Source organism: Serratia sp. JSRIV006 (genome assembly GCF_019968685.1).
In the GTDB taxonomy this organism is placed as follows: Bacteria; Pseudomonadota; Gammaproteobacteria; order Enterobacterales; family Enterobacteriaceae; genus Chania; species Chania fonticola_B.
Window position 1 is genome coordinate 5,379,008 of record NZ_CP074137.1, and the last position, 25,356, is coordinate 5,404,363.

The following is a 25,356-nucleotide window of genomic DNA, read 5'->3' on the forward strand; positions in this document are numbered from 1 at the left end:
ACGGCAAACCTCAGGACGTTAGCACAGTTATGATAGCTGATGAAGTTTTGTACTCGTCCACTAACGGCCGAAAAACAGGGTAATTTCTGAGGGTAATCAGGCGCGATGTAAAGCGCAGTTAGAGCTGAACCGAGGGCAAACATAAAAAAGTGTGATCAATAGCAATTTAACTTCAAGCCAAAGCGCAAGCTTGTTGCATTACCGTTGACGATGTTCGAAGTTAAAGAGGGGGATTAATTACGAGCTACAAAATAATTAACTCAACCCGGTCCCGAGACAGGAACACGGTGAAATAAATTCCTTCGGGCAGTCCTTCGGCGGCGGGAACCGCACTTTACACCTGGAATATTATGCTGATCCCATCAAAACTGAGCCGTCCGGTACGGCTGCAAAATACCGTGGTACGCGATCGTCTGCTGGCGAAGCTGGCTGGTGCGGCTAACTATCGCCTGACATTGGTCAATTGCCCGGCAGGATACGGTAAGACCACGCTGGTGGCACAATGGGCCGCGGGCAAATCGGATCTGGGGTGGTACTCCCTGGACGAGAGCGACAACCAGCCGGAGCGCTTCGCCAGCTATCTGATCGCCGCGCTGCAACAGGCTACCACTGGCCACTGCGTGAAAAGCGAGGCATTAAGCCAGAAACACCAATACGCCAACCTTTCGGCGCTGTTTGCCCAGCTGTTTATCGAGCTGTCTGACTGGCACCAGCCGCTGTACCTGGTGATCGACGATTACCACCTGATCACCAATGACCAGATCCATGAAGCAATGCGTTTCTTCCTGCGCCACCAGCCAGAAAATCTGACGCTGCTGATCCTTTCCCGCACTCTGCCTCCCCTGGGGATCGCCAATCTTCGCGTACGCGATCAGCTGTTAGAGCTGAGCACGCGCCAATTGGCTTTTAATCATCAGGAGGCGAAACAGTTCTTTGACTGCCGCCTTACCTCCCCGCTGGAGCACAATGACAGCAGCCGTCTGTGTGACGAAGTGGAGGGGTGGGCAACCGCCTTACAGCTAATCGCGCTCTCCGCCCGCCAATCCACCTCTTCCGCTCAGCAATCTGCCAAACGTCTGGCCGGGCTGAACGCCAGCCACCTGTCCGATTATCTGGTGGATGAGGTGCTGGATCGCGTTGATACCGATGCCCGCGCGTTCCTGTTGCGCTGCTCGGTTTTGCGTTCGATGAACGACGCGTTGATCGTTCGCCTGACCGGGGAAGACAACGGCCAGCAGCGCCTGGAAGAGCTTGAGCGCCAGGGCCTGTTTATTCACCGTATGGACGACACAGGCGAGTGGTTCTGTTTCCACCCGCTGTTTGCCTCGTTCCTGCGCCAGCGTTGCCAGTGGGAATTGGCGCTGGAACTGCCAGGCCTGCACCATGCGGCGGCAGAAGGATGGCTGGCGCTCGGGTACCCGGCGGAAGCCATTCACCATGCGTTGGCAGCCAGCGATGTCAGCATGTTGCGCGATATCCTGTTGCAACATGCCTGGTCGTTGTTCCATCACAGCGAACTGGCCTTGCTGGAGGAGTGTCTGAATGCCCTGCCGTACGAACGGCTGATCCAGAACCCGAAACTGGCGCTGCTGCAAGCCTGGCTGGCGCAAAGCCAACACCGTTACAGCGAAGTGAATACCCAACTGGAACGCGCCGAACAGGCCATGCTCCAGCAAAAGATCGTCATTGACCAGACTCTGCATGCTGAATTTGACGCGCTGCGTGCTCAGGTGGCGATCAACGCCGGTAAACCGGAAGAGGCCGAACGCCTGGCCACCGAGGCGCTGAAATTCCTGCCGCTATCCAGCTATTACAGCCGCATTGTGGCCACCTCCGTTACCGGTGAGGTTCACCACTGCAAGGGGGAATTGGCCCGGGCGTTGCCTATGATGCAGCAAACCGAACAGATGGCTCGCCGCCATCAGGCTTATCACTATGCGCTGTGGGCACTGTTGCAGCAGAGCGAAATTCTGATCGCGCAAGGGTTCCTGCAAGCCGCCTATGAAACCCAGGATAAGGCCTTCGAACTGGTGCGTGAACAGCATCTGGAGCAGTTACCGATGCACGAGTTCCTGCTGCGCATCCGCTCACAGGTGCTCTGGTCTTGGTCACGGTTGGACGAAGCCGAAGAAGCGGCACGTGAAGGGCTAAAGGTGTTGGCTAACTACCAGCCGCAGCAGCAGTTGCAATGCCTGGCGATGTTGGCGAAATGCTCGCTGGCGCGTGGCGATCTGGATAATGCCAATGCTCACCTGCTGCGCAGCGAAGTCCTGCTGCATGGCTCGCAGTATCACCGAGACTGGCTGACCAATGCCGATAAACCCAGGGTGATCCACTGGCAGATGACCGGGGATACCACCGCAGCGGCCAATTGGCTGCGCAATACCGAAAAACCGGGGATGGCCAATAACCACTTTACGCAGGGGCAATGGCGTAATATCGCCCGTGTCCAGATCCTGCTTGGGCAGTACGAAGAAGCCGAAGTGGTGTTGGACGAGCTGAACGAAAATGCCCGCCGCCTGCGGTTGGTGAGCGATCTCAACCGTAACCTGCTGCTCAGTAACCACCTCTACTGGCAGATGGACCGCAAAGTGGACGCCCAGCGCGCGCTGATAGAGTCGCTCTCACTGGCTAACCGCACCGGGTTTATCAGCCACTTTGTGATCGAGGGAGAGGCCATGGCGCAGCAACTGCGTCAACTGATCCAGCTCAACACGCTGCCGGAGATGGAACAGCATCGCGCCCAGCGTATTCTGCGCGATATCAACCAGCATCACCGACACAAGTTCGCTCATTTTGACGAGAACTTCGTTGATAAGCTGCTAACTCACCCGCAAGTACCAGAATTGATCCGCACGAGCCCGCTGACACAGCGTGAATGGCAGGTGCTGGGCCTGATTTACTCCGGTTACAGCAACGATCAGATTGCCGGGGAACTGGCCGTGGCGGCCACCACCATCAAAACCCATATCCGTAATCTGTATCAGAAACTGGGGGTCGCACATCGCCAGGAAGCGGTGCAGCAAGCACAGCAGTTGCTGAAAATGATGGGTTATGGCGCTTAGACCAACGTATTCTTAAGGTAACACGCCCCTCTCCCCTGTACATTCCCAAGGAAAAGGGGCTATTCCTGCCACAGTGTAGCCTTTGCTTTTAACTGCAGCGCCACGATTGCCAACTGGTGATGTCATCGCTGCCCATAATAGGCATCAGACCCATGCTTACGGCTGAAATGCTTGTGTTGTAAATGGGCATCGAGAGGGCGTAATGCCGGGTTGATACCACAACTGATCCAGGCCATGCGCGCCACCTCTTCCAGCACCACCGCATTATGTACCGCCTCGTCCACGGTAGAGCCCCAACTGAACGGGCCATGCTGATAAACCACAATGCCGGGCGTATGCATGGGGTCATGTTCACCCAACGTTTCCACAATTACCCGCCCGGTTTCCAGTTCATATTCCCCTTCAACCTCCGCCACCGTTAAGCCACGAGTGCAAGGAATATCTCCCGCAAAGTAATCAGCATGCGTGGTGCCAAGCGCCGGGATCGCGCTGCCTGCCTGCGCCCAGGCGGTAGCGTGCGTGGAATGGGTATGAACAATTCCCCCCAATTGCGAATAGCGCCGATACAATGCCAGGTGAGTTGGCGTGTCGGATGATGGACGCCAGCGCCCTTCCAGCACTCGCCCCGCCAAGTCCACCACCACCATATCTTCAACCTGCATCTGCTCATAGGGCACTCCGCTCGGTTTGATCACTATTGCCCCGCGCTCACGATCTATACCGCTGACGTTTCCCCAGGTGTAGGTCACCAAACCTTGTGCAGGCAGAGCCATATTGCCGGCATAGACCTGCAGTTTCAGCTGCTCCAGCATCATTCTCTCCTATGAAATAACCATCCCGGCCTTGGCCATACTCTCCACCACCCAAGCACGCGCTGCCTTTACTTCACGGATCGGGTCTGCAGCCTCCCCGCTCCACATCTCGATGAGATATGGGCCGCAATAACCGCTTTGCAACAACGCGGTAAAGCAGCGTTCAAAATCCACGATCCCCTCTCCGAAAGGTACGCCCTTGAACACGCCGGGCTGCGTATCTTTCACATGCACCGCCACAATATGACCGCGCCCAGCCATTAACTCCATCGGCACGTCGTTATCCCAGGCCGATAGATTGCCGACATCCGGGTAGATCTGGAACCAGGGGTTATTCAAGAAATGGACGTAGCCCAGAGCCTTGCTGATGGAATTCATCAGCGGATAATCCATGATCTCCATTGCCAGCATGACCTGCGCCCGGCTAGCCATGACCACCGCCTGCTGCAACGCCGCGCGGAATCTGGCCCGGGTATTATCGTTGGCCTGCTGATAGTAAACATCGTAGCCCGCCAGTTGAATCACCCGGATACCCGTGTCTTGCGCCAGCCGGATGGCCTGTTGCATGATCGCCAAGCCTTGCTCGCGTACCTCATCATCTTCGCTGCCCAGCGGAAAGCGCCGGTGAGCGCTCAGGCACAGAGAAGGCACACGCACTCCACTGCTAACTACCGCATTCACCAGCGCCAAACGCTGTTCCTGGCTCCAGCCCAGGCGGGCCAAACGCGGGTCGCTTTCATCGATCGACATTTCGACAAAATCAAACCCCAGCTCACGCGCCAGATTCAGGCGCGTGAGCCAGTTTTCACCCGCAGGTAGTGCCTTTTCGTAGATGCCCAAAGGAACGGTTTGCTGCAACATAATCGTCAGCCCCACAGTTGTGCAATGGCGCGTTTGAACTCGCGGGCGCTGGCCACGGGATCGGCGGCATCACGAATGCTGCGGCCAGCAATAAACACATGGATTGGAATGCCCTTGAACAGCGGCAGATCTTCCAGAGCCAATCCGCCGGTCACGGTGACCTTGAAGCCCATGCTGGTCAGGCGTTTGATGGCGCTGATATCCGCATCGCTCCAGGCAACCCCGGCGGCCTGCGCATCACGGCTGCGGTGGTAAACCACTTGCAGGATCCCCGCATCACGCCACTCCTGCGCCTGTTCCCAGGTCCAGAAACCGGTCAGCTCAATCTGCACATCACCGTTAAACTCTTTGGCTACCTCTAACGCCCCTTTGGTGGTGTTGATATCGGCACAGCAGATCACCGTAACCCAGTCGGCATTAGCCTCAAAGCACATGCGTGAGAGGATCTTGCCAGCGTCGGCAATTTTGGCATCCGCCAGTACGATGCGGTCTGGATAAAGCGCCTTCAGATCGCGCACCGCACGCACCCCTTCGGCCACACACAGAATGGTGCCAACCTCGATGATATCGACCTCGTTGGCGATCAGGCGCGTGGTACGATAAGCATCATCCATCGACTGGTTATCCAGCGCGACCTGCAACATCGGTAAAGTGTTTGCCATCTTGCTTACTCTCCTTGGTGTTCTGCCACAGCGGCAGAAGTCAGGTTAATCAAATCCACTACCTGCTGTGGCGTACGGCAGGCTCGCAGGCGATCAAAGTTGGCCTCATCCTCAAACAGGTTAACCACCTGTAAGATGCCGACCTCCTGATGCGTTTTGGCATCCACCGCCGCCATGGTGATCAAGATATCGATGGGGTCGTTGTCCTCATCGCCAAAACAGACCGGCGTTTTCAGCGTGACCAGAGCAAAACCGGTTTTTAATACCCCTTCCTCCGGCCTGCCGTGAGGCATTGCCAGCCCCGGAGCCAACACAAAATACGGGCCAAACTGCTCAACCCCGGCCAGAATGGCGTTGAAATAGCGCGGCTCGACTACGCCGGCCTCCACCAGCAGATCGACACCAATCTTCACCGCCTGCTGCCAGTCTTGCGCCTCTGCCTGCAACAAAATCGACTGATTGTGCACCAGCGAATCACTCAGTTTCATTACCGTTGCCTCACTTGATGTCTTTGGAGAAGTGAGCGCCAATCACCTCCATCAGCTTGGGGCCGAAATCGGCGGCAGACAGCATATTGCGCACCCCCACGACATACTTGTTGCCACTGACGGTGATTTCATCCGCCACGTGGGTGGAAGCAATGATGATGTCGGCACCGCTCAGTTCGGATTTGTACTCCCCTACTGCGCAGCTGTTGACCGTATGGTCTACGCCCTGCTGGGTGAGGAACTGGTCGACTTTCATTTTCATGATCATGGAACTGCCTTGCCCACAACCGCATACCGCCAGAATTCGTACTGTCATGATGTGCTCTCCAGTTAATTTGAAGCTGATTCGGTGAGTTGTTTTTCCGCATCTTCCTCCGCGCGCAGCGTGCGCCCGGCGAAGAACATGTACAGCAGCGCAATAATCACCACCACGCCCATAAACCACAGGCCGAAACTCAGGCCCTGCATCAGCGGCGGAGCCAGGATTGACCAGTCCGCCATGCCCATCCAGGCACTGAGCCCGGTCAGTTTGATGGCCCACACGCAGCCAAAGATTTCGATCATCCCCATCACCAGGCAAATCTTCATCGCCGCACGCCAGCCGCCGAAATGGTTGGCAAACACGCCGATGGTGGCGTTGGAGAAAAACATGGGAATAAAACCGGGAATGATCATGATGGAGGAGCCGACCGCCAGCAGTACGCCCACGGCGATCAGTTGCCCCACCGTGCCCCACATAAAGCCCCACACCACGGCATTGGGCGCAAAGCTGTAAATGGCGGCGCAGTCGATGGCCAGCACGGCCCCAGGGATCAGGCGTTGAGAGATACCGTTGAAGGCTTCGGTCAGTTCGGCAACGAACATCCGCACGCCCTGAACGATGATGAAGATGGCGACGGCAAACATCAGGCCGGTTTGCAGGATGTAGATCGTCCAATGGGTTTTACCCGCCATCTGTTGCAGGGTATCCAGCCCGAAAGAGCAGAGGATGATGCCAAAGAACACCGTCATCACGATGGCGGTAGAAACGATATTGTCGTGGAAGATATTCAGCCAGCCGGGCAGCTTGAGGTCTTCCACGCTGTCCTCTTTTTTACCGAGATAAGGTGCCACCTTATAGGCTACCCAGGAGGCGAACTGCTGCTGGTGACCGATGGAAAAACCGCTGTTTTCCGTCACCGACTGGGTTGGCTTGAACATCATGTTGGAAGTGATCCCCCAATACAGCGAGGCGATCAGGGCACTACACAATATGGTGGTCCACATGTCGTAGCCCGAGATGTAGAAGAACACCGCGATCAACCCCACCTGCTGGAACATGATATGGCCCGTCAGCATGATGGTACGGATACCGGTGATGCGCCGCAGCAAGACGTAGACAATATTCAGCGCCAGTGCCAGCAATACCGCATAGCCCACCCAGCTGTAAGCATCCCCCATCCGTTCAATGGTCGCCATCATCGAGGCATAAGTGTCGGAGATGGCACCGTTGATGCCATAAACCTCAGAAAGCTTGGCCACCACGGGTTTGAAGGTGCCGGTCAGGATGCCCGAACCGGCCTGTAACAGCATAAAGCCGATGATGGTCTTGATGGTGCCTTTGATGATCACCGCCGCGCTTTTGCGCAGCAACAGATAGCCCAGCAGCGTAACCAGGCCCAGTAGTAGCGGGGCATTGGTCATCACCTGATTAAAAAAGACGGTGAAGATGGTGTAGAGGGTTTCCATACGGCTCTCCATGTAGCGTTTATGCGCCGTAGGGAACGCCGCTGGTCGCTAGAACAGTGCGTCACCGTAACGCAGGGACAGGCTTACCATAGCAATCACAGTGAATCACCAAAAGATCATAAATGATTATTTGTGAACAACCTCGCAAGTTATATGGAAAAAGTCTGTGCATTCAACGAGCCGAGTTGAGAAGCATTCCATTACCCATTGAATTAAATACAAGTTAATGATTAAACCACTGAACATAAGGCCGGTGAATGGCACCGAAAAGCCGGTTTACTAGCGATTAAACACTGGTTGCCAGCGCGCATAAACGGTGCTAAATTCAGCAAAACAAGTCACAACAAATCATTAAATGATAATTTGTGATTAAATATGATGTAGCCACCCCTGAAAATGAGGAATAAATCATGAGTAAAGTCGCCACCATTACCCGCGAGTCATGGATCCTGAATACCTTTCCGGAGTGGGGCTCCTGGCTGAATGAAGAGATTGAGCAGGAACAGGTTGCCCCCGGCACCTTCTCCATGTGGTGGCTGGGATGTACCGGTATCTGGTTAAAATCAGAGGAAAATGCCAACCTGTGTGTCGATTTCTGGTGCGGTACCGGTAAGCAGAGCCATGCTAATCCGCTGATGAAAACCGGCCACCAGATGCAACGCATGGCCGGAGTAAAAAAGCTGCAGCCTAATCTGCGCACCACGCCGTTCGTCCTCGATCCCTTTGCCATCAAACAGATTGATGCGGTGCTAGCCACTCACGATCATAATGACCATATCGACGTCAACGTTGCTGCGGCAGTGATGCAGAACTGTGCCGCCACGGTGCCCTTTATTGGGCCGCAGAGCTGCGTGGACATCTGGCTTGGCTGGGGAGTACCGGCAGAGCGTTGCATCGTGGTGAAACCTGGTGATGTCATCAAAATCAAAGATGTAGAAATCCACGCATTGGATGCCTTCGACCGCACAGCGCTGATCACCTTGCCGGTGGAGCAAAAAGCAGCGGGTATGCTGCCAGACGGTATGGATCAGCGGGCGGTCAACTACCTGTTCAAGACCCCTGGCGGCAATCTTTACCACAGCGGGGATTCCCACTACTCCAACTATTACGCCAAGCACGGTAACGATCACCAGATCGACGTGGCGCTCGGCTCCTATGGCGAAAACCCACGCGGCATTACCGATAAAATGACCAGCGCCGACATTCTGCGCATGGCGGAATCGCTCAATGCCAAGGTGGTGATCCCGTTCCATCATGATATCTGGTCGAATTTCCAGGCCGATCCACAGGAAATCCGCGTGCTGTGGGAAATGAAAAAGGACCGGCTGAAATATGGCTTCAAGCCGTTTATCTGGCAGGTGGGGGGCAAATTCACCTGGCCGCTGGATAAAGACAACTTTGAATACCACTATCCACGCGGCTTTGAAGATTGCTTTACCCTTGAGCCGGATCTGCCGTTTAAATCCTTCCTGTAACGGTTAGGCATGAGAACGGGACGCCGGTGCAGCTTTATGCGCACTTCTGCACATGAATGATTCAAATCATCAGCAGGTGAGCATATAATCACGGTATATCCCCTGACGATGGGGTAACGTTCTCATTTCTCGACGGAGCCTGCATGACCGAATCCCAGCGCCATAATGCCATTCTCGATCTCTTACAGCGTAAGGGGCAAATCTCCGTGGCTGATGTGATTAGCGCCTTTGAGATCTCACCGGCAACCGCGCGCCGCGACATCAATAAGCTCAATGAGACCGGCAAACTGCGCAAGGTGCGTAACGGTGCCGAAGCCACCAGCACCCCGCGCCCCACCTGGACACCGCTCAATATCCATCAGACTCAGCATCTAGATGAAAAGATGCGTATCGCCAAAGCGGCCGCCCAGCTTTGCCAGGCAGGGGAGAGCGTGGTGATCAACTGCGGTTCCACTGCGTTCCTGCTGGGGCGCGAGATGTGCGGTAAAGAGGTACAGGTGATCACCAACTACCTGCCGCTGGCCAATTACCTGATCGAGCGTGAACACGAAAGCGTGGTGATTATGGGCGGCCAGTATAATAAAAGTCAGTCGATCACCCTGGCACCGCAGGACGGCGATGCCACCCTGTATGCCGGGCATTGGATGTTCACCAGCGGTATCGGCCTCACCAGCGACGGACTGTATAAAACCGATATGCTCACCGCCATGGCCGAACAGAAGATGCTGAACTACGTCGGTAAGTTGGTAGTGTTGGTCGATAGCAGCAAGGTCGGGCAACGCGCGGGTATGCTGTTCAGCCGCACCGAGCAGATCGGCATCGTCATTACCGGGCGCGATGCCGATCCGGCGATAGTCGAGCAACTGCGCCTGCAAGGGGTGGATGTACAGCTGGTTTAACCTCTATGCCGCTGCCCTGCTATCTATTTTTGTCATCTTGGGGGATTTCCCAAGATGAGCATTAATCCTCCTTTTGTTCAGCAACCTATAGTTTAGAGAATGTATAGAGCTGGATATATCCACCAAATAAATAGGTCGAGCAATATCACTGGCGGTCAATCTAAAGCCCGCCTGTTTTCTCATGACATTATCGTTTCATCTGGGTACTATTGCGGCAAATTTCCATAGGGAGTTGGGATTGTGGCAATAAACAGCAAAACACTTATTACAGCCGGAATTTATCTTATTGGCTCTCAAGCCATGGCGAGCACGGATACCCTCATCGATTATAGTTCTCGGCCCGACGCCGGGGTTTATCTGGGGAATCAGGTTGCCGCATCAACGTTATTTTCTCATACCTTGCACCAAAGAAAGACCGCGCCAGGGGACAGTCAATTCTGGATGCGCGTTTCGGGTTATCACAGTAAGGATCTGAGCGCGGGCGATAACGGCTTGCCCGTCGATATGGATCGTCAGGTCTTTATGCTTGGCGGGGATTTGCTGGCCTTGGATAACAACAAAGAAGAGTGGACGGCAGGCCTGATGACCGGCTACGGCCACGCCAAGAGCAGCGCTAACAACGCCACCCTCTCATCCGAAGGTAAAGTCGACGGCTATTCTATCGGCGCTTACAGCACCTGGTATCAGGATAAGAAAAAGCATTCTGGGGCGTATGTGGATTCCTGGCTGCAATATGCCTGGTTTAACAACAGCGTGACCTATGCCCAAGGCAAGCAGAATTATGACAGCACCGGTTTTAGCGCCTCGCTGGAAACCGGCTATGCCTTGCAGCCGTTTTCGGCACTCGAATTAATTATCGAACCACAGCTGCAGATTATTTATAACCGCTTCGATGCCGATAATTATCAGGACCCAGCGGGCGTCTATATTCATCAGGCCGATGCGCCAAACTTTACTTCACGCGTCGGCATTCGCTGGTATAGCGATCAAGACGATTATACCACCGCCTATCTCGCCACCAACTGGTGGCATAATAGTGGCAAGAACGCGGTCAACTTTAATGATACGCGGGTAGAATCCAACTCCCTGGATGATCTGTTTGAGGTCAAGTTAGGCCTGCATTCGCCTAGTACTTACAACATGCAGCTGTGGTTTGAAGGCGGGATCACCCTGGGAGCCAACAGCTACCAGGATTACGGCGGCACCTTGGGTGTGAGCTATCGCTGGTAATAACGCTAAGGCTTGTAAGTCGGCGGGGATAAAGTCCCTGCTGTTGCTCTGGTCTAAATCCAGCCAAAGTTGGATACAATACCGGCATTCCCCATTACCCGGTATTTTGCAGTTATGGAACAGTTTGAAACGATCGACGTTGTGCAAGCACACCAACGCCTGAAAGACGGTAGCGCCGCACTGGTTGATATCCGCGATCCACAAAGCTTTGAAGCTGGGCATACGCCAGGCGCTTTTCATCTGACCAACGCCACCCTGTCCGCCTTTATGCAGCAGAACGAGTTCGATCGCCCGGTGATGGTCATGTGCTATCACGGCAACAGCAGCCGCAGCGCCGCGCAGTATCTGCTGCATCAGGGGTTTGACGCGGTTTACAGTATTGATGGCGGCTTTGAGGCCTGGGCCCGCCAGTTCCCACAGGACGTCGAGACCTCCGCCTAATCCCCTTTTGGCCGCCTTTCTGGGCGGCCAATTGCTGAATTCTGCACTGTTTTTGTCAGATCCCTTCCCTGCGCTCAGGATTTCAACGGTATAATCAGCCGCCAATGCCATCGGCGGTTTTGCCCGTGGCCAAAGTCATCTACTTAGACGGAAAATCTATGGTTCGAGTGATCGCCGTTTCCAACCCTCGCCTGGCGCAGGCCTTTGTCGATTACATGGCAACGCAGGGGGTTGTACTTGAAGTCCGCGCAACGGGCGATGCAGCCGAAATCTGGCTGGCGGATGAAGCCCATCTGGAACAGGTGCAACACGAATTGCAACAGTTCCTGCTCGATCCGTTCAACCGCCGCTATCAGGCCGCCAGTTGGCAGGCAGGCAGCACCGATGCCGGTCTACAGTATCAACAGTTTTCTTACCTGCAAATCATCCGCAGCAAGGCCGGGCCACTGACGCTGACGGTGATGAGCCTGTGTATTCTGGTCTATATCCTGATGCAGGTGCTGGGTGATGATACCGTCATGTTCTGGCTCTCCTGGCCGCAAAACAGCTCGCAATATGGCCAGCTGTGGCGCTGGGTCAGCCATGCGTTTCTGCACTTCTCGCTGCTGCACATTACCTTTAACCTGATGTGGTGGTGGTATCTTGGTGGTCCACTGGAAAAACGCCTCGGCACCGGCAAGCTGTTTGTGATCGCCGTAGTGTCGGCCTTTTTCAGCGGCTGGGCGCAGTCGTTGTTCAGCGGTGCGCTGTTCGGCGGGCTTTCCGGGGTAGTTTACGCGCTGATGGGCTACGTCTGGCTGAGCGGTGAACGCGCACCGGAACGCGGTTTGAACCTGCCAAGGGGCTTGATGGTCTTTTCCGCGCTCTGGCTGGTGGCCGGTTATTTCGATATTTTAGGAATGTCGATCGCCAATGCGGCACACGTTGCCGGTTTAGTGATAGGGTTATTAATGGCATTCTGGGATACGCGGCATCGCGCGCACAACGAACAATAACAACCAGGCACATCGGTGTATTAGGGGAATATCGTGAAGCAAACACAGCGTCATGACGCAATTATCGAATTAGTGCGCCTACAGGGATATGTCAGTACGGAAGAGCTGGTGGAGCACTTTGCCGTCAGCCCGCAAACCATTCGCCGTGATTTGAATGACCTGGCCGATCAGAACAAAATACAGCGTCATCACGGTGGCGCTGCGTTACCGTCCAGTTCGGTAAACACCGCTTATCACGATCGCAAGGTGATGTGGTCGGAAGAGAAAGCCCGTATCGCCCAGCGCGTAGCCAGCCAGATACCGGACGGTGCCACACTGTTTATCGATATTGGTACCACCCCGGAAGCGGTAGCCCACGCCTTGATGGGCCATAAAAATCTGCGGGTCGTCACCAATAATCTGAACGTGGCCACCCTGCTCACCGCCAAAGAGGACTTCCGCCTGATCCTGGCCGGTGGTGAGGTCCGTACCCGTGATGGCGGCATCATGGGCGAAGCCACGCTGGACTTTATCTCCCAGTTCCGCCTTGATTTCGGCATTCTCGGCATCAGCGGTATCGATATGGATGGCTCGTTGCTCGAATTCGACTATCACGAAGTGCGAACCAAACGCGCGATTATCGAAAACTCCCGCTGCGTAATGTTGGTTACTGACCACTCCAAGTTTGGCCGTAACGCGATGGTGAACCTGGGGAACATGAACCTGATCGACTATCTGTTTACCGATCAGGCTCCGCCACCCAGCGTGATGAAGATTATCGAGCAGTACGACGTACAACTGGAACTCTGCTGATCGCCCCTCACCCTAACCCTCTCCCACAGGGAGAGGGAACCGATCGAGTCCGCTGAACCTCCCCCACACTTTCCGCAGCAGCACCGGCTTACCCACGACACCGGACTGACTCCCTCTCCCTCTAACAAGAGCTTATGGCGTTCTCGATCCCTCCGTGGGAGAGGGTTGGGGTGAGGGGCTTCCCCAACACCAATGCCCCTAATACCCCTTCTATTTGTATACCTACTATCACCAAACTGTTACCTCTATCACGCAAGAATGTTTTTGTTTGGTTAACTCTTGGCTTGCTTGTTGGTTTCCGATTACAATAATGAGCGAAAACGAACATAAAAGAGCTATTTCGAACACCAGGAGGAAGTTAACGTGGAAACCAAAGACTTGATCGTTATCGGTGGCGGTATCAACGGAGCCGGCATCGCAGCCGATGCAGCCGGGCGTGGGCTGTCCGTACTGCTGCTTGAAGCGCAAGACTTGGCCTGTGCTACGTCTTCCGCCAGTTCAAAACTGATCCACGGTGGCCTGCGCTACCTGGAACACTACGAGTTTCGTCTGGTCAGCGAAGCGCTGGCCGAACGTGAAGTGCTGCTGAAACTGGCACCGCACATCGCCTTCCCAATGCGTTTCCGCCTGCCGCACCAGCCCCATCTGCGTCCGGCCTGGATGATCCGCATCGGCCTGTTCCTGTACGATCATTTGGGCAAACGCACCAGCCTGCCAGGCAGTAAAGGTTTGCGCTTTGGACCAGACTCCGTCCTGAAGCCGGAATTAAAGCGCGGTTTCGAATATTCTGATTGTTGGGTAGACGATGCGCGCCTGGTCGTGCTGAATGCCCAAGCCGTGGCCGAACGCGGTGGCGAAGTGCGCACCCGCACCAAAGTGACCCGCGCCTGGCGCGAAAATGGTCTGTGGATGGTGGAAGCCATCGACGTCGACAGTGGCAAAACCTTTACCTGGCGCGCCAAAGGCCTGGTAAATGCCACCGGCCCATGGGTAAAACATTTCTTCGACGATGGCCTGAAGCTCAAGTCTCCTTACGGTATCCGCCTGATCAAAGGCAGCCATATCGTGGTACCTCGGGCACATAACCAGCCACAGTCTTATATCTTGCAGAACGAAGACCACCGTATCGTATTTGTCATTCCGTGGTTGGATGAGTTCTCCATCATCGGCACCACCGACGTGGAATACCACGGTGATCCGAAAGACGTGAAGATCGACGATAACGAAATCAACTATCTGTTGAAGGTGTATAACGATCACTTTAAAAAACAGCTGGGCCGTGACGATATCGTCTGGACCTACTCTGGCGTACGCCCGCTGTGTGATGATGAATCTGATTCACCGCAGGCCGTCACTCGCGACTATACGCTGGATGTGCATGACGAGCAGGGCAAAGCCCCACTGCTTTCCGTGTTCGGTGGCAAACTCACCACCTACCGCAAGCTGGCCGAGCATGCGATGGAGAAATTGGCTCACTACTATCCTGGCTGTGGCCCGGCGTGGACCAAAAACGGTTCCCTGCCAGGGGGCAATATTGACGGCGATCGCGATAGCTATGCCGCTAAACTGCGCCGTCAGCACGGCTGGATGACGGAGTCTCTGGCTCGCCGTTACGCTCGCACCTATGGCAGCCACAGCGAAATGATCCTGGCCAATGCCAATAGCCTGAGCGATTTGGGTGAAGACTTTGGCCATGACCTGTACGAGGCTGAACTGCGTTATCTGGTAGAGAAAGAGTGGGTTGTCGAACTGGATGATGCCCTGTGGCGCCGTACCAAACTGGGGATGTGGCTCAGCGAAGAGCAGCAGGCGCGGGTGAAAACCTGGTTGGCAGACAATGCCAAACCAAAAGCGTTGTCATTGGCATCTTGATTGAGGTGTGAGTAGACGGGCGCAGCACGCAGCGCCCCTATGGCATACGGTACGTAATAAGTTAAATTCAAGGGCCGGTGATCCGGCCCTTGGCTATTACAGCTTTATCGGTTTGATATTCCAAATTTCGTCCGCGTACTCCTGGATCGTGCGGTCGGAAGAGAAGTAACCCATGTTGGCGATATTGAGTATCGCGCGCCGGGTCCAGTCGTCCTGATTGAGATACAACTCATCCACCTTATCCTGCATATCCACATAGCTGCGGTAGTCGGCCAACAGCTGATAGTGGTCGCCAAGATTGACCAGTGAATCGAACAGGTTGCTGTAGCGTTGGGGTTCTTCAGGGCTGAACGCACCGGTAGCGATCTGCGTCAAAGCCAGATGCAACTCTTCATCCTGTTCGTAATACTGACGTGGGTTATACCCATCGCGGCGCAGCGCCTCCACCTGTTCGGCGGTATTGCCAAAGATAAAGATGTTCTCTTCACCCACGTGTTCCAGCATTTCGACGTTGGCCCCGTCCAGCGTGCCTATGGTCAAGGCACCGTTGAGAGCAAACTTCATATTACTGGTGCCCGAAGCCTCTGTCCCCGCCAGCGAGATCTGCTCGGAGAGATCGGCCGCCGGAATGATCATCTGGGCCAGGCTTACCCCGTAGTTAGGAATAAACACCACCTTCAAATCATCATGCACTCGCGGATCGTTGTTGATCACCTTCGCTACGTCATTGATCAAACGGATGATCTGTTTGGCGGCATAGTAGGCCGAAGCCGCTTTACCCGCGAAGATCACCACGCGCGGTACGCGTTTGGCATCAGGATCCTGCAGCAGACGGTTATAACGCGTGATCACATGCAATACGTTCAGCAGTTGCCGCTTATATTCGTGGATCCGTTTGATCTGTACGTCGAACAACGCGTCGGGGTTCACCACCACGTTGAGCTTTTTCGCGATATACGCCGCCAGCCGCTCTTTGTTCTGCCGTTTGGCAACCTGTACGGCCTGCAAGAAGCTCGGGTAATCCGCATTCGCTTTGATTTCGCCAAGCTGGCTGAGATCGGTACGCCAGTGATGGCCAATGCTGTCATCCAGCACTTTGGACAGCGGCCGATTAGCCAACCCCAGCCAGCGGCGCGGCGTTACCCCGTTGGTTTTATTGCAGAAGCGATCGGGGAATACGCGAGCAAAATCGGCAAACAGCGACTGTACCATCAATTCGGAGTGCAATGCCGAGACGCCATTCACCTTATGGCTGGCGACCACGGCCAACCACGCCATTCGTACCCTACGCCCGTTGGTTTCATCAATGATGGAGACCCGTGCCAGCAATTGATCATCCCCCGGCACCACTTGCTGTACCTGCTTGAGGAAATGGTCGTTGATTTCGAAGATCAGCTGCAGGTGGCGCGGCAGGATCTTGCCCAGCATATCGACCGGCCAGGTTTCCAGCGCTTCGCTCATCAAGGTATGGTTGGTATAGGAGAATACCTTTTCCACCACTTCCCAGGCATCCAGCCAGCTGAATTTGTGCTCATCGATCAGCAGATGCATCAGCTCAGGGATCGACAACACCGGGTGGGTATCGTTGAGGTGGATGGCAATCTTGTCGGCCAGATTGTCGAAGGTTTTGTGCATCGTCCAATGGCGGTTGAGGATGTCCTGGGTAGTGGCTGAAACCAGGAAATACTCCTGCCGCAGGCGCAGTTCACGCCCGGAATAGGTGGAGTCATCGGGATAGAGCACGCGCGAGACGTTCTCGGAGTGGTTTTTATCTTCCACTGCGGCAAAATAATCCCCCTGGTTGAACTTACCCAGGTTGATTTCATTACTGGCCTGAGCGCTCCACAAACGCAACGTGTTGGTGGCATCGGTATCGAAACCCGGGATCACCTGATCGTAGGCGATGGCGATAATCTCTTCGGTTTCCACCCAGCGGGCCTTCGCCCCTTCCTGCTGAACGCGGCCACCAAAACGCACTTTATAGCGGGTATTGTGGCGTGGGAATTCCCACGGGTTGCCGTATTCCAGCCAATAATCCGGCGACTCCATCTGTTGGCCATCGACGATGTTCTGCTTGAACATGCCGTATTCATAGCGGATACCGTAACCCCGGCCAGGCAGCGCCAGCGTAGCCAACGAATCCAGGAAACAGGCGGCCAAGCGCCCCAGGCCGCCATTGCCCAGGCCAGGATCGTTCTCTTCCTCAAGCAGTTCACTCAGGTTCAGGCCCATCTCATTGAGTGCGTCTTCAATATCCTGGTAAATCCCCATCGATAACAGCGCATTCGACAGCGTACGGCCAAGCAGAAACTCCATCGACAGGTAATACACCTGCCGGACATCTTGCGAAAGCTGGGCGCGATTGGATCGCAACCAACGTTCCACCATCCTGTCGCGCACCGCAAACAACACGGCATTAAGCCAGTCGTGCTGAGTGGCGATAGCCGGATCCTTACCGACAATAAACATCAGTTTATAGGCGATGGAATGTTTCAGCGCTTCAACACTGACCGTGGGTGAGGTGTAACTAAACGGTGAAGTCATAGTAATTCAATCCCAAGTACGTGATTACAACAAGCGTTGATAAAGCGACAGATATTCCTTTGCCGCGACTTGCCAGCCAAAATCCAGACTCATGGCGTGGCGTTGTACGTGATGCCAATGTCTCGGCCTGCTCCACAGCACCAGAGCACGCCGAATGGCATTGCCCAGGGCAACAGCATTACAATCATCAAACACAAACCCGCTGGCAGTGCCGTCGGCCAGGTTCTCCAGCGCACAGTCCACCACCGTATCTGCCAACCCACCGGTGCGGCGCACCAGCGGCAACGTGCCATATTTCAGGCCATAAAGCTGTGTTAACCCGCAAGGTTCAAAGCGGCTGGGCACCAGGATCACGTCCGCTCCGCCGATAATGCGGTGTGAGAAGGCATCGTGGTAGCCAATCTGCACGCCGACCTGTTCCGGATAATCGGCCGCCGCGGCCAGGAAAGCCTGCTGCAATACTGCGTCCCCCGCCCCCAGCAGCACCAACTGCCCCCCTTGTTCCAGCAACGCTGGCAGGGCTTCCAGCACCAGATCCAACCCTTTCTGGTTGGTCAAACGGCTGACCACCGCAAACAGTGGCAACGATTCATCCACCTGCAGCCCCATGGCTTTTTGCAGATGAACCTTGTTCTTTGCCTTGTTTTTCAAGCTGCTGGCGTCATAGCGTGCCGCCAGGCGCGCATCGTGTGACGGGTCCCAAATCTTGTCATCAACACCGTTGAGAATGCCGCTCAATCTTCCCTGCCGCTGCCGCTCCTGGAGCAATCCTTCCATCCCGTAACCAAACTCAGGCTGGGTGATTTCACGCGCATAGGTCGGGCTGACGGCGGTGATATGGTCAGCGTAGTACAAGCCTGCTTTCAGGAAAGACATCTGGCCATAAAACTCCAGGCCATAGATATTCAAGAATGACGGTGGCAACCACAGCTCCGCCATATGGTGGCCGGAAAATAGCCCCTGATAGGCCAGATTGTGTACGGTGAAGATTGAGCGTGCCGGATGGCCATTAGCAGCCAGATAGGCGCAGGCCAAGCCAGCATGCCAGTCGTGAGCATGGACCAGTTTTGGCCGCCAGTAATGATCCAACCCCTTCGCCAACTCGCAGGCCATCCAGCCCAGCAAGGCAAAACGGCGATGGTTGTCCGGGTAGGCGTACATCGACTGATCGTGATACGGGCTGCCCGGCCGATCGTACAGCCAAGGGGCATCGATCAGGTAAACGCCCACGCCATGGTAGGTGCCATAACGCAGGCCTACGCGCCCGGCAAAAGAGTCGATTTCGGCAACCAGTACCGTGTCCGGGATACCGTTGCGCACGTCAGGAAAAGCCGGTAATAGCACCCGAACATCAGCTCCTGCGGCAATCTGCGCCGTCGGTAATGCGCCAACCACGTCTGCAAGCCCGCCGGTTTTAAGCAGTGGGAACATCTCGGAACATACGTGTAAAACCTGCATTATCACTCCTGAAATTCGGTAAAAACGTCTTTACAGAGATAACGGGCGCAGCTTGCCACGCCCAAGGTCCCAGCCGGAATGGCTACAGTTTTGCCAACATTTCGCGCGTTACCAGCACGATGCCCTCTTCCGAACGGTAAAAGCGCTTGCTGTCTTCCTCGGCGTTTTCACCAATCACCATGCCTTCGGGAATATGGCAGGCGCGATCGATAATGCAGCGGCGCAGGCGGCAGGAGCGGCCAACGTTGACATCGGGCAGTAATACAGAAGAGTCGATAGTGCAGAAGGAGTTCACCCGTACTCGCGAGAACAGCACTGAATGCACCACCACCGAACCGGAGACAATGCACCCGCCAGCCACCAGCGAGTTCATGGTCATGCCATGGCTGCCGGAACGATCTTGCACAAATTTGGCCGGTGGCAGTGGCTCCATATAGGTACGGATCGGCCAGGAGCGGTCGTACATATCCAGCTCAGGCGTGACCGAAGCCAGATCGAGGTTGGCGCGCCAGTAGGCTTCCAAGGTCCCGACATCACGCCAATATGGCGGCAGATCGGGACCACACCCCACACAGGAAAGCGTAAACGGATGCGCCCAGGCAGCACCCTGCGCGGTAATTTTGGGGATCAGATCCTTACCGAAATCGTGGGTGGAGTCAGGAGTCGACATATCCTCTTCCAGCAGTTGGAAGAGGTAGCTGGCGTTGAAAATATAGATGCCCATGCTGGCCAGTGACATATCCGGGTTGCCAGGCATGGCCGGCGGATTGGCTGGCTTCTCCAGGAATTCGAGGATCAGGTCGTTATCGTCCACCTTCATCACGCCAAACTCGCTGGCTTCCTTGCGCGGTACCGGAATACAGGCCACCGTACACTGCGCTCCCTTCTCGACGTGGTCGATCAGCATGCGCGAGTAGTCCATTTTATAAATATGGTCGCCTGCCAGGATCACCACGTATTCCGCTTCATAGCGGCGAATGATGTCGAGGTTCTGGTAGACCGCATCTGCGGTGCCTTTGTACCAGTGTTCGGTGCTGAGGCGCTGCTGGGCAGGCAGCAGATCGACAAACTCATTCATCTCTTCGTTCAGGAACGACCAGCCCCGCTGAATATGCTGCACCAACGTATGGGAATGATACTGAGTGATCACCCCCATACGGCGGATCCCTGAGTTCAGGCAGTTGGACATGGCAAAATCGATGATGCGGTACTTGCCACCGAAGTGAACGGCTGGCTTGGCGCGGGTAGAGGTTAAATCTTTCAAACGCGAGCCACGGCCGCCTGCCAATATCAGGGCAACGGATTTATTCGGCAGTTGGCGCGCCAACATCAGAGGGTCTTTATTTTCGTGCTTAACCATAACTGACTCCTTTTAATTTTTCTCTACCAGCACGCAAAGCGAATGCGCAACCTGGCACCAGGCGGGTAGAACCGCCCGTGAATCTTCCTGAGTAAAGGGGGCGACAACCTGCCAATCACCCTCGGGTAACGTCATCTCAACGGTCTGCTGGGTGGCGTTGATCACCATCAGCCAGCGTTGCGACAGGCGGATCTGCAAGCAGCGATCGCCCTGTTCCCACTGTTGCGCACTGAGCGGCTGCCCCTGCGCGTTTAACCACTGCACGCTGCCGTCTCCCTCCTGCCACCAGCGGTCTGCCTGCAAAGCAGGAATTTGCTGGCGCAAGCGGATCAGCGCGGCGGTGTAGGCGGTCAGTGACTCATCCGCATTGGCCCAGTCGAGCCAGGTGGTTGCGTTATCCTGACAGTAAGCATTGTTGTTGCCTTGCTGGCTATTTCCGTGCTCATCACCGGCCAGCAGCATCGGTGTCCCCTGTGCCAGAAGCAGCGTGGCAAGCAGTACTCGCTGGCTGGCCTGGCGGCGTTGCAAAACGGTTTCGTCGGCAATCAGGCCTTCAACCCCGTGGTTACAGCTAAAGTTTTGGTCGCTGCCATCACGGTTTCCCTCTCCGTTAGGCTGGTTATGTTTCTCCTTGAAACTCACTACATCCTGCAAGGTAAATCCGTCGTGGGCCGTCAGCATATTGATGCTGACATAAGGCGCGCGCCCACGTTGGTTGAATACCTCGCTGGAGGCAGCAAAACGCTGGGCAAACTGACCCAGTGACAGATCGCCCCGCAGCCAGAAACGGCGGATATCGTCACGGAAATGGTCATTCCACTCAGCAAAACGGCCTGGAAACGCGCCAACCTGATAGCCGCCCGGGCCAATGTCCCAGGGCTCGGCGATCAGTTTGCAGCGCCCCAACGTATCGTCCGCCAGCATCGCCTGAAACAGCGGTGCATCGCGGTCAAACGCCGGTGTACGGCCTAACACGGTGCCAAGATCGAAGCGAAAACCGTCGACATGGCACTCCCGAACCCAAAAGCGAAGGCAATCCATCACCCACGCCACGCCCGCCGGCTGATCCAACCGCAGCGTATTGCCACAGCCGGTGAGGTTATCGTAGCCACCGTCAGGGGTTAGCCAGTAGTAGCTGGGGTTATCGATACCGCGCAGCGACAGCGTTGGCCCATCCACATCCAGCTCTGCACTGTGGTTGAACACCACGTCCAGAATCACTTCGATCCCCGCCCGGTGCAGCGCTTTCACCGCATCGCGGAACTCACGCAGCGGCGTCGTCCCGGTGCTCAAACTGCTGTAGCGGTTGTCTGGCGCGAAAGGAGCCAGCACGTTGTATCCCCAGTAATTGATCAGCCCCAGGCGCTGCAAACGCGGTTCCGTGGTGTGCTGTTGCACCGGCAAAAGCTCAAGCGCCGTGATCCCCAACCGCTTGAAGTAGGCAATCATCGCCGGGTGGCCAAGAGCGGCAAAGCTGCCACGCAATACGGCCGGGATCTCCGGGTGCGTTAACGTCAGCCCCCGGACGTGGGCTTCGTAGATCACCGTTTTGCCCCAAGGGGTGGCTGGCGGGCGATCGTCTTGCCAATCGTAGCTTTCGTCGATCACTATGCATTTTGGCATCAACGGGGCGCTGTCTTGCGGGTCCGGTTGATCGTACCCCCCATGCAAATGCACATGGTCGGCAACCGGCCCTTCGACTGCCCGCGCCGCCGGATCGAGCAACAGCTTGTTGGCGTTAAAGCGCAACCCAAGATGCGGCTCAAATGGGCCATGCACCCGAAAACCATAACGTTGCCCCAACTCGCCCCCTGGCAGATATCCATGCCAGATATCACCGCTGCGGGCAGGCAACGGCAGGCGTGTTTCACGATATTGCGCATCGAACAGGCACAGCTCAACCTGAGTGGCATGCGCAGAAAACAGGGTAAAGTTGATGCCATTACCGTCGTAATAAGCCCCTAAAGGCGCGGCAAGACCCGGCGTCAGCTCTACCATCAAACCTCCCGCCGCAGATAAACCGTAGCCAGCGGTGGCACCATCACGCTGATCGAATGTTCACGACCGTGGCTGCCGATCGGCTGCGAAATCACCCGCCCCTGATTACCCGCGTTGCTGCCGTGATAATGGTGTGAATCGGTATTGAGGATCTCCTGATATTCGCCAGCGCGCCCAATACCGATACGGTAATGGGGGCGCGGCACCGGGGTAAAGTTGCTGATGGCAATCAGCTCATTGCCCTGCGAGTCGTAGCGTGCGAAGGCAAATACCGAGTTATCGTGATCGTCGACTACCAGCCATTCAAAACCATCTGGACGATAATCGCGCTCATACAGCGGCGCATTCTCCTGGTAGCAGTGGTTGAGATCGCGTACCAGCCGTTGCACGCCGTGGTGCCAACCGTCCAATCCATCCAGCAGATGCCAGTCCAGACTGTTATCGAAATTCCATTCACGCCCTTGAGCAAATTCGCTGCCCATAAACAGCAGTTTTTTGCCCGGGTGCGCCCACATAAAACCGTAATAGGCCCGCAGGTTGGCGAATTTCTGCCAGGCATCTCCCGGCATCCGATCCAACACGGAGCCTTTGCCATGCACCACTTCGTCGTGCGAAATCGGCAGCACGAAGTTTTCGGTATAGGCGTAAAGCATTCCGAAGGTCATCAGGTTGTGATGGTATTTACGGTGCACCGGATCGCACTTCATATAATTCAGCGTGTCATGCATCCAACCGAGATCCCACTTGTAGTGGAAGCCTAAGCCGTTGGCATCTGGCGGTAGAGTAACGCCCGGATAATCCGTGGATTCTTCCGCCAGCGTCACCGCCCCTGGCCGCTCTTTGCCCAGCGTCTGGTTGGTGTAACGCAGGAAGGAGATCGCTTCCAGGTTCTCATTGCCGCCATAGTAGTTCGGCACCCACTCACCGTCGGCACGGCTGTAATCACGGTAAATCATCGACGCCACCGCATCGACGCGCAGGGCGTCGATACCAAAGCGCTCCAGCCAGTAAAACGCATTTCCCGCCAGGTAGTTACGCACCTCGTGGCGGCCATAGTTGTAGATAAGCGTGTTCCAGTCCTGATGGAATCCTTCGCGAGGATCGGCATATTCATACAGCGCGGTGCCGTCGAAGTTGGCCAGGCCATGGGCATCGCTGGGGAAATGCCCCGGCACCCAATCCAGGATCACGTTGATCCCGGCATCATGAGCCGCGGCGACAAAAGCCTTGAACTCCGCTGGCGTGCCAAAACGGCGGGTTGGCGCATACATTCCCAACGGCTGATAGCCCCAGCTGCCGTCGAACGGATGCTCGTTGATCGGCAACAGTTCAATATGGGTGAAACCCATATATTTAACGTAGGGGATCAGTTGCTCGGCCAGTTCTTGATAGCTGAGCCAGAAATTATTGTCGGTATGGCGGCGCCAGGAGCCCAGGTGCACTTCATAGATGGAAATCGGACGGTCAAAGTCATTGGCCCGCTGCCTTTCCGGCGTATTTTCCACCACCGCAGGCAGCGGTGTGATCAACGAGGCCGTTTCCGGCCGCATCTGCGCTTCGAAAGCATAAGGATCGGCTTTCAGCTGCACGTTGCCGTAACAATCGATAATCTCGTATTTATACAGTTGCCCGGCCTTCACGCCCGGTAAAAACAGCTCCCAAATCCCGTTCTCTCTACGCAGGCGCATGGGATGACGCCGTCCATCCCAAAAGTTGAACTCCCCCACTACCGACACGCGCTGGGCATTCGGTGCCCAAACGGCAAAGCTGACCCCATCCACATTATCCAACGAGCCAGGATGCGCCCCCAGCCGCTCATAAGGCCGCAGATGGGTGCCCTCGGCCAGCAGCCAACTGTCAATATCCTGCAGCAGGGTGCCAAAACGGTAAGGGTCTTCGAGAAGTTGTTGATGGTCGCGCCAGCTGACTTCAAGCTGATAGCGGAAAGGGGTTTTACGACGCGGTACGAGAGCGCTGAAAAAACCACGAGCGTCATCGCAATTGAGCTGAACCAGACGGTTACCGGTTTTACTCTCTACCAGCCACACGGTGCCCGCATCCGGCAACAGCGCACAAATCTGTAGTCCGTTTTCGGTTACATGCATGCCGAGCAAGGAAAAGGGATCGGCATAGTGACCGGAGATGAGCTGATTGATCACGTCACGTTCGGGAAGTACAGGCATAGCATTCTTCCTTTGATTAAGAGCATGACTTTTAAAAGGCTACGCTGAACAAAAAGCAGCCGTTGCACCTATCATGCAATTCATTTGCTACCTAAAGCGTGATTTCAGTCGGTTATTGATTAATCGATCGCCTTCATGCTCGCAGTTTCGCTCTTTATGCTTAATTTTTAGGCGAATTTTCACCATTGATGGAAAACTTTTCATCCACCTAATAAGCATAGCTATGTCTGCTAAAAACACGGTGACATTACCAAGGAAAATTTTCAGCCGGAAAACCGGCGGAGCGGGCAACCTTCGCTGGCCGCGTCTGATATACGACAGGCGTGACGTCACCTTGCCTGCATCGCCTTTACTGCTACAGCAATTGAGACCAGAAATGTGGAAAACAGCACATTGGAGGGCTGAAAGAGATCAGCCTCAAGGAAGTTCAAGGTTATAGCAGTAACATACAGTGTTGGGGCTCACCGAACGTCAGATCAAACAACGCTCCAAC

19 protein-coding genes are annotated in these 25,356 nt (G+C 55.3%); 8 read left to right on the top strand and 11 right to left on the bottom strand.

The window, feature by feature from the left end; translation table 11 throughout:
- Window positions 1-350: 350 nt before the first annotated feature.
- Window positions 351-3,065 carry an HTH-type transcriptional regulator MalT gene (malT, locus tag KGP16_RS24920; RefSeq protein WP_223500503.1) on the top strand — a complete coding sequence of 905 codons (2,715 nt, stop codon included), beginning with the start codon at window positions 351-353 and terminating at the stop codon, window positions 3,063-3,065.
- Between the two features lie 122 nt (window positions 3,066-3,187).
- Here the strand turns inward: malT and KGP16_RS24925 are convergent, their stop codons facing one another.
- The 6 genes from KGP16_RS24925 to ulaA are packed head-to-tail and all read right to left on the bottom strand — an operon-like array spanning window position 3,188 to window position 7,616.
- On the bottom strand, window positions 3,188-3,874 hold the full coding sequence (locus tag KGP16_RS24925) for an L-ribulose-5-phosphate 4-epimerase (RefSeq protein WP_223501567.1): 687 nt from the start codon (window positions 3,872-3,874) through the stop codon (window positions 3,188-3,190).
- Between the two features lie 12 nt (window positions 3,875-3,886).
- Window positions 3,887-4,738: an L-ribulose-5-phosphate 3-epimerase gene (locus KGP16_RS24930; RefSeq protein WP_021181730.1), complete on the bottom strand. Its 852-nt coding sequence runs from the start codon at window positions 4,736-4,738 to the stop codon at window positions 3,887-3,889.
- Between the two features lie 5 nt (window positions 4,739-4,743).
- Window positions 4,744-5,400, bottom strand: coding sequence for a 3-keto-L-gulonate-6-phosphate decarboxylase UlaD (locus KGP16_RS24935; RefSeq protein WP_021181731.1), 657 nt, complete (start codon window positions 5,398-5,400; stop codon window positions 4,744-4,746).
- Window positions 5,401-5,405: 5 nt separating this feature from the next.
- Entirely contained in the window at window positions 5,406-5,888 is a 483-nt protein-coding gene (gene ulaC / locus KGP16_RS24940) for a PTS ascorbate transporter subunit IIA (RefSeq protein WP_021181732.1), read from the bottom strand.
- Window positions 5,889-5,898: 10 nt separating this feature from the next.
- The gene (gene ulaB / locus KGP16_RS24945) at window positions 5,899-6,204 is read right to left on the bottom strand and encodes a PTS ascorbate transporter subunit IIB (RefSeq protein WP_094981671.1); all 306 of its coding nucleotides are present in this window, start codon (window positions 6,202-6,204) and stop codon (window positions 5,899-5,901) included.
- 14 nt (window positions 6,205-6,218) lie between these two features.
- Window positions 6,219-7,616, bottom strand: a complete 1,398-nt coding sequence (gene ulaA, locus KGP16_RS24950; RefSeq protein ID WP_021181734.1) for a PTS ascorbate transporter subunit IIC — start codon at window positions 7,614-7,616, stop codon at window positions 6,219-6,221.
- A 410-nt stretch (window positions 7,617-8,026) separates the two neighbouring features.
- Between ulaA and ulaG the strand changes: the two genes are divergently transcribed.
- The 7 genes from ulaG (at window position 8,027) to glpD (ending at window position 15,320) form a co-directional block, all read left to right on the top strand.
- On the top strand, window positions 8,027-9,091 hold the full coding sequence (gene ulaG, locus KGP16_RS24955; protein ID WP_094981673.1) for an L-ascorbate 6-phosphate lactonase: 1,065 nt from the start codon (window positions 8,027-8,029) through the stop codon (window positions 9,089-9,091).
- A gap of 143 nt (window positions 9,092-9,234) precedes the next feature.
- Window positions 9,235-9,990, top strand: coding sequence for an HTH-type transcriptional regulator UlaR (ulaR, locus tag KGP16_RS24960; RefSeq protein ID WP_094981674.1), 756 nt, complete (start codon window positions 9,235-9,237; stop codon window positions 9,988-9,990).
- Between the two features lie 300 nt (window positions 9,991-10,290).
- Window positions 10,291-11,220 carry an autotransporter outer membrane beta-barrel domain-containing protein gene (locus KGP16_RS24965; protein ID WP_094981675.1) on the top strand — a complete coding sequence of 310 codons (930 nt, stop codon included), beginning with the start codon at window positions 10,291-10,293 and terminating at the stop codon, window positions 11,218-11,220.
- Between the two features lie 114 nt (window positions 11,221-11,334).
- Window positions 11,335-11,661: a thiosulfate sulfurtransferase GlpE gene (glpE, locus tag KGP16_RS24970; RefSeq protein ID WP_021807441.1), complete on the top strand. Its 327-nt coding sequence runs from the start codon at window positions 11,335-11,337 to the stop codon at window positions 11,659-11,661.
- 158 nt (window positions 11,662-11,819) lie between these two features.
- Window positions 11,820-12,656 carry a rhomboid family intramembrane serine protease GlpG gene (gene glpG, locus KGP16_RS24975; RefSeq protein WP_021807440.1) on the top strand — a complete coding sequence of 279 codons (837 nt, stop codon included), beginning with the start codon at window positions 11,820-11,822 and terminating at the stop codon, window positions 12,654-12,656.
- Between the two features lie 33 nt (window positions 12,657-12,689).
- Window positions 12,690-13,448 carry a DeoR/GlpR family transcriptional regulator gene (locus tag KGP16_RS24980; protein WP_021181740.1) on the top strand — a complete coding sequence of 253 codons (759 nt, stop codon included), beginning with the start codon at window positions 12,690-12,692 and terminating at the stop codon, window positions 13,446-13,448.
- A 363-nt stretch (window positions 13,449-13,811) separates the two neighbouring features.
- Window positions 13,812-15,320: a glycerol-3-phosphate dehydrogenase gene (gene glpD, locus KGP16_RS24985; RefSeq protein ID WP_021807436.1), complete on the top strand. Its 1,509-nt coding sequence runs from the start codon at window positions 13,812-13,814 to the stop codon at window positions 15,318-15,320.
- Between the two features lie 96 nt (window positions 15,321-15,416).
- Here glpD and glgP read toward each other — a convergent pair whose 3' ends face one another.
- The 5 genes from glgP to glgB all read right to left on the bottom strand — a co-directional run bounded on the left by glgP (window position 15,417) and on the right by glgB (window position 24,863).
- A complete protein-coding gene (gene glgP / locus KGP16_RS24990; RefSeq protein WP_218520172.1) occupies window positions 15,417-17,864 on the bottom strand; it encodes a glycogen phosphorylase in 2,448 nt (815 codons plus the stop codon).
- A gap of 24 nt (window positions 17,865-17,888) precedes the next feature.
- Window positions 17,889-19,322: a glycogen synthase GlgA gene (glgA, locus tag KGP16_RS24995; protein ID WP_179253241.1), complete on the bottom strand. Its 1,434-nt coding sequence runs from the start codon at window positions 19,320-19,322 to the stop codon at window positions 17,889-17,891.
- 82 nt (window positions 19,323-19,404) lie between these two features.
- Window positions 19,405-20,682 (bottom strand): glucose-1-phosphate adenylyltransferase, encoded by a 1,278-nt coding sequence (gene glgC / locus KGP16_RS25000; RefSeq protein ID WP_094982402.1) that lies wholly within the window; start codon window positions 20,680-20,682, stop codon window positions 19,405-19,407.
- Window positions 20,683-20,694: 12 nt separating this feature from the next.
- Complete coding sequence (gene glgX / locus KGP16_RS25005; protein ID WP_223500504.1) at window positions 20,695-22,680, bottom strand: glycogen debranching protein GlgX; 1,986 nt, start codon at window positions 22,678-22,680, stop codon at window positions 20,695-20,697.
- Entirely contained in the window at window positions 22,680-24,863 is a 2,184-nt protein-coding gene (gene glgB, locus KGP16_RS25010; protein WP_094982404.1) for a 1,4-alpha-glucan branching protein GlgB, read from the bottom strand. The genes glgX and glgB overlap by 1 nt, the downstream gene beginning before the upstream one ends.
- Window positions 24,864-25,356 lie beyond the last annotated feature (493 nt).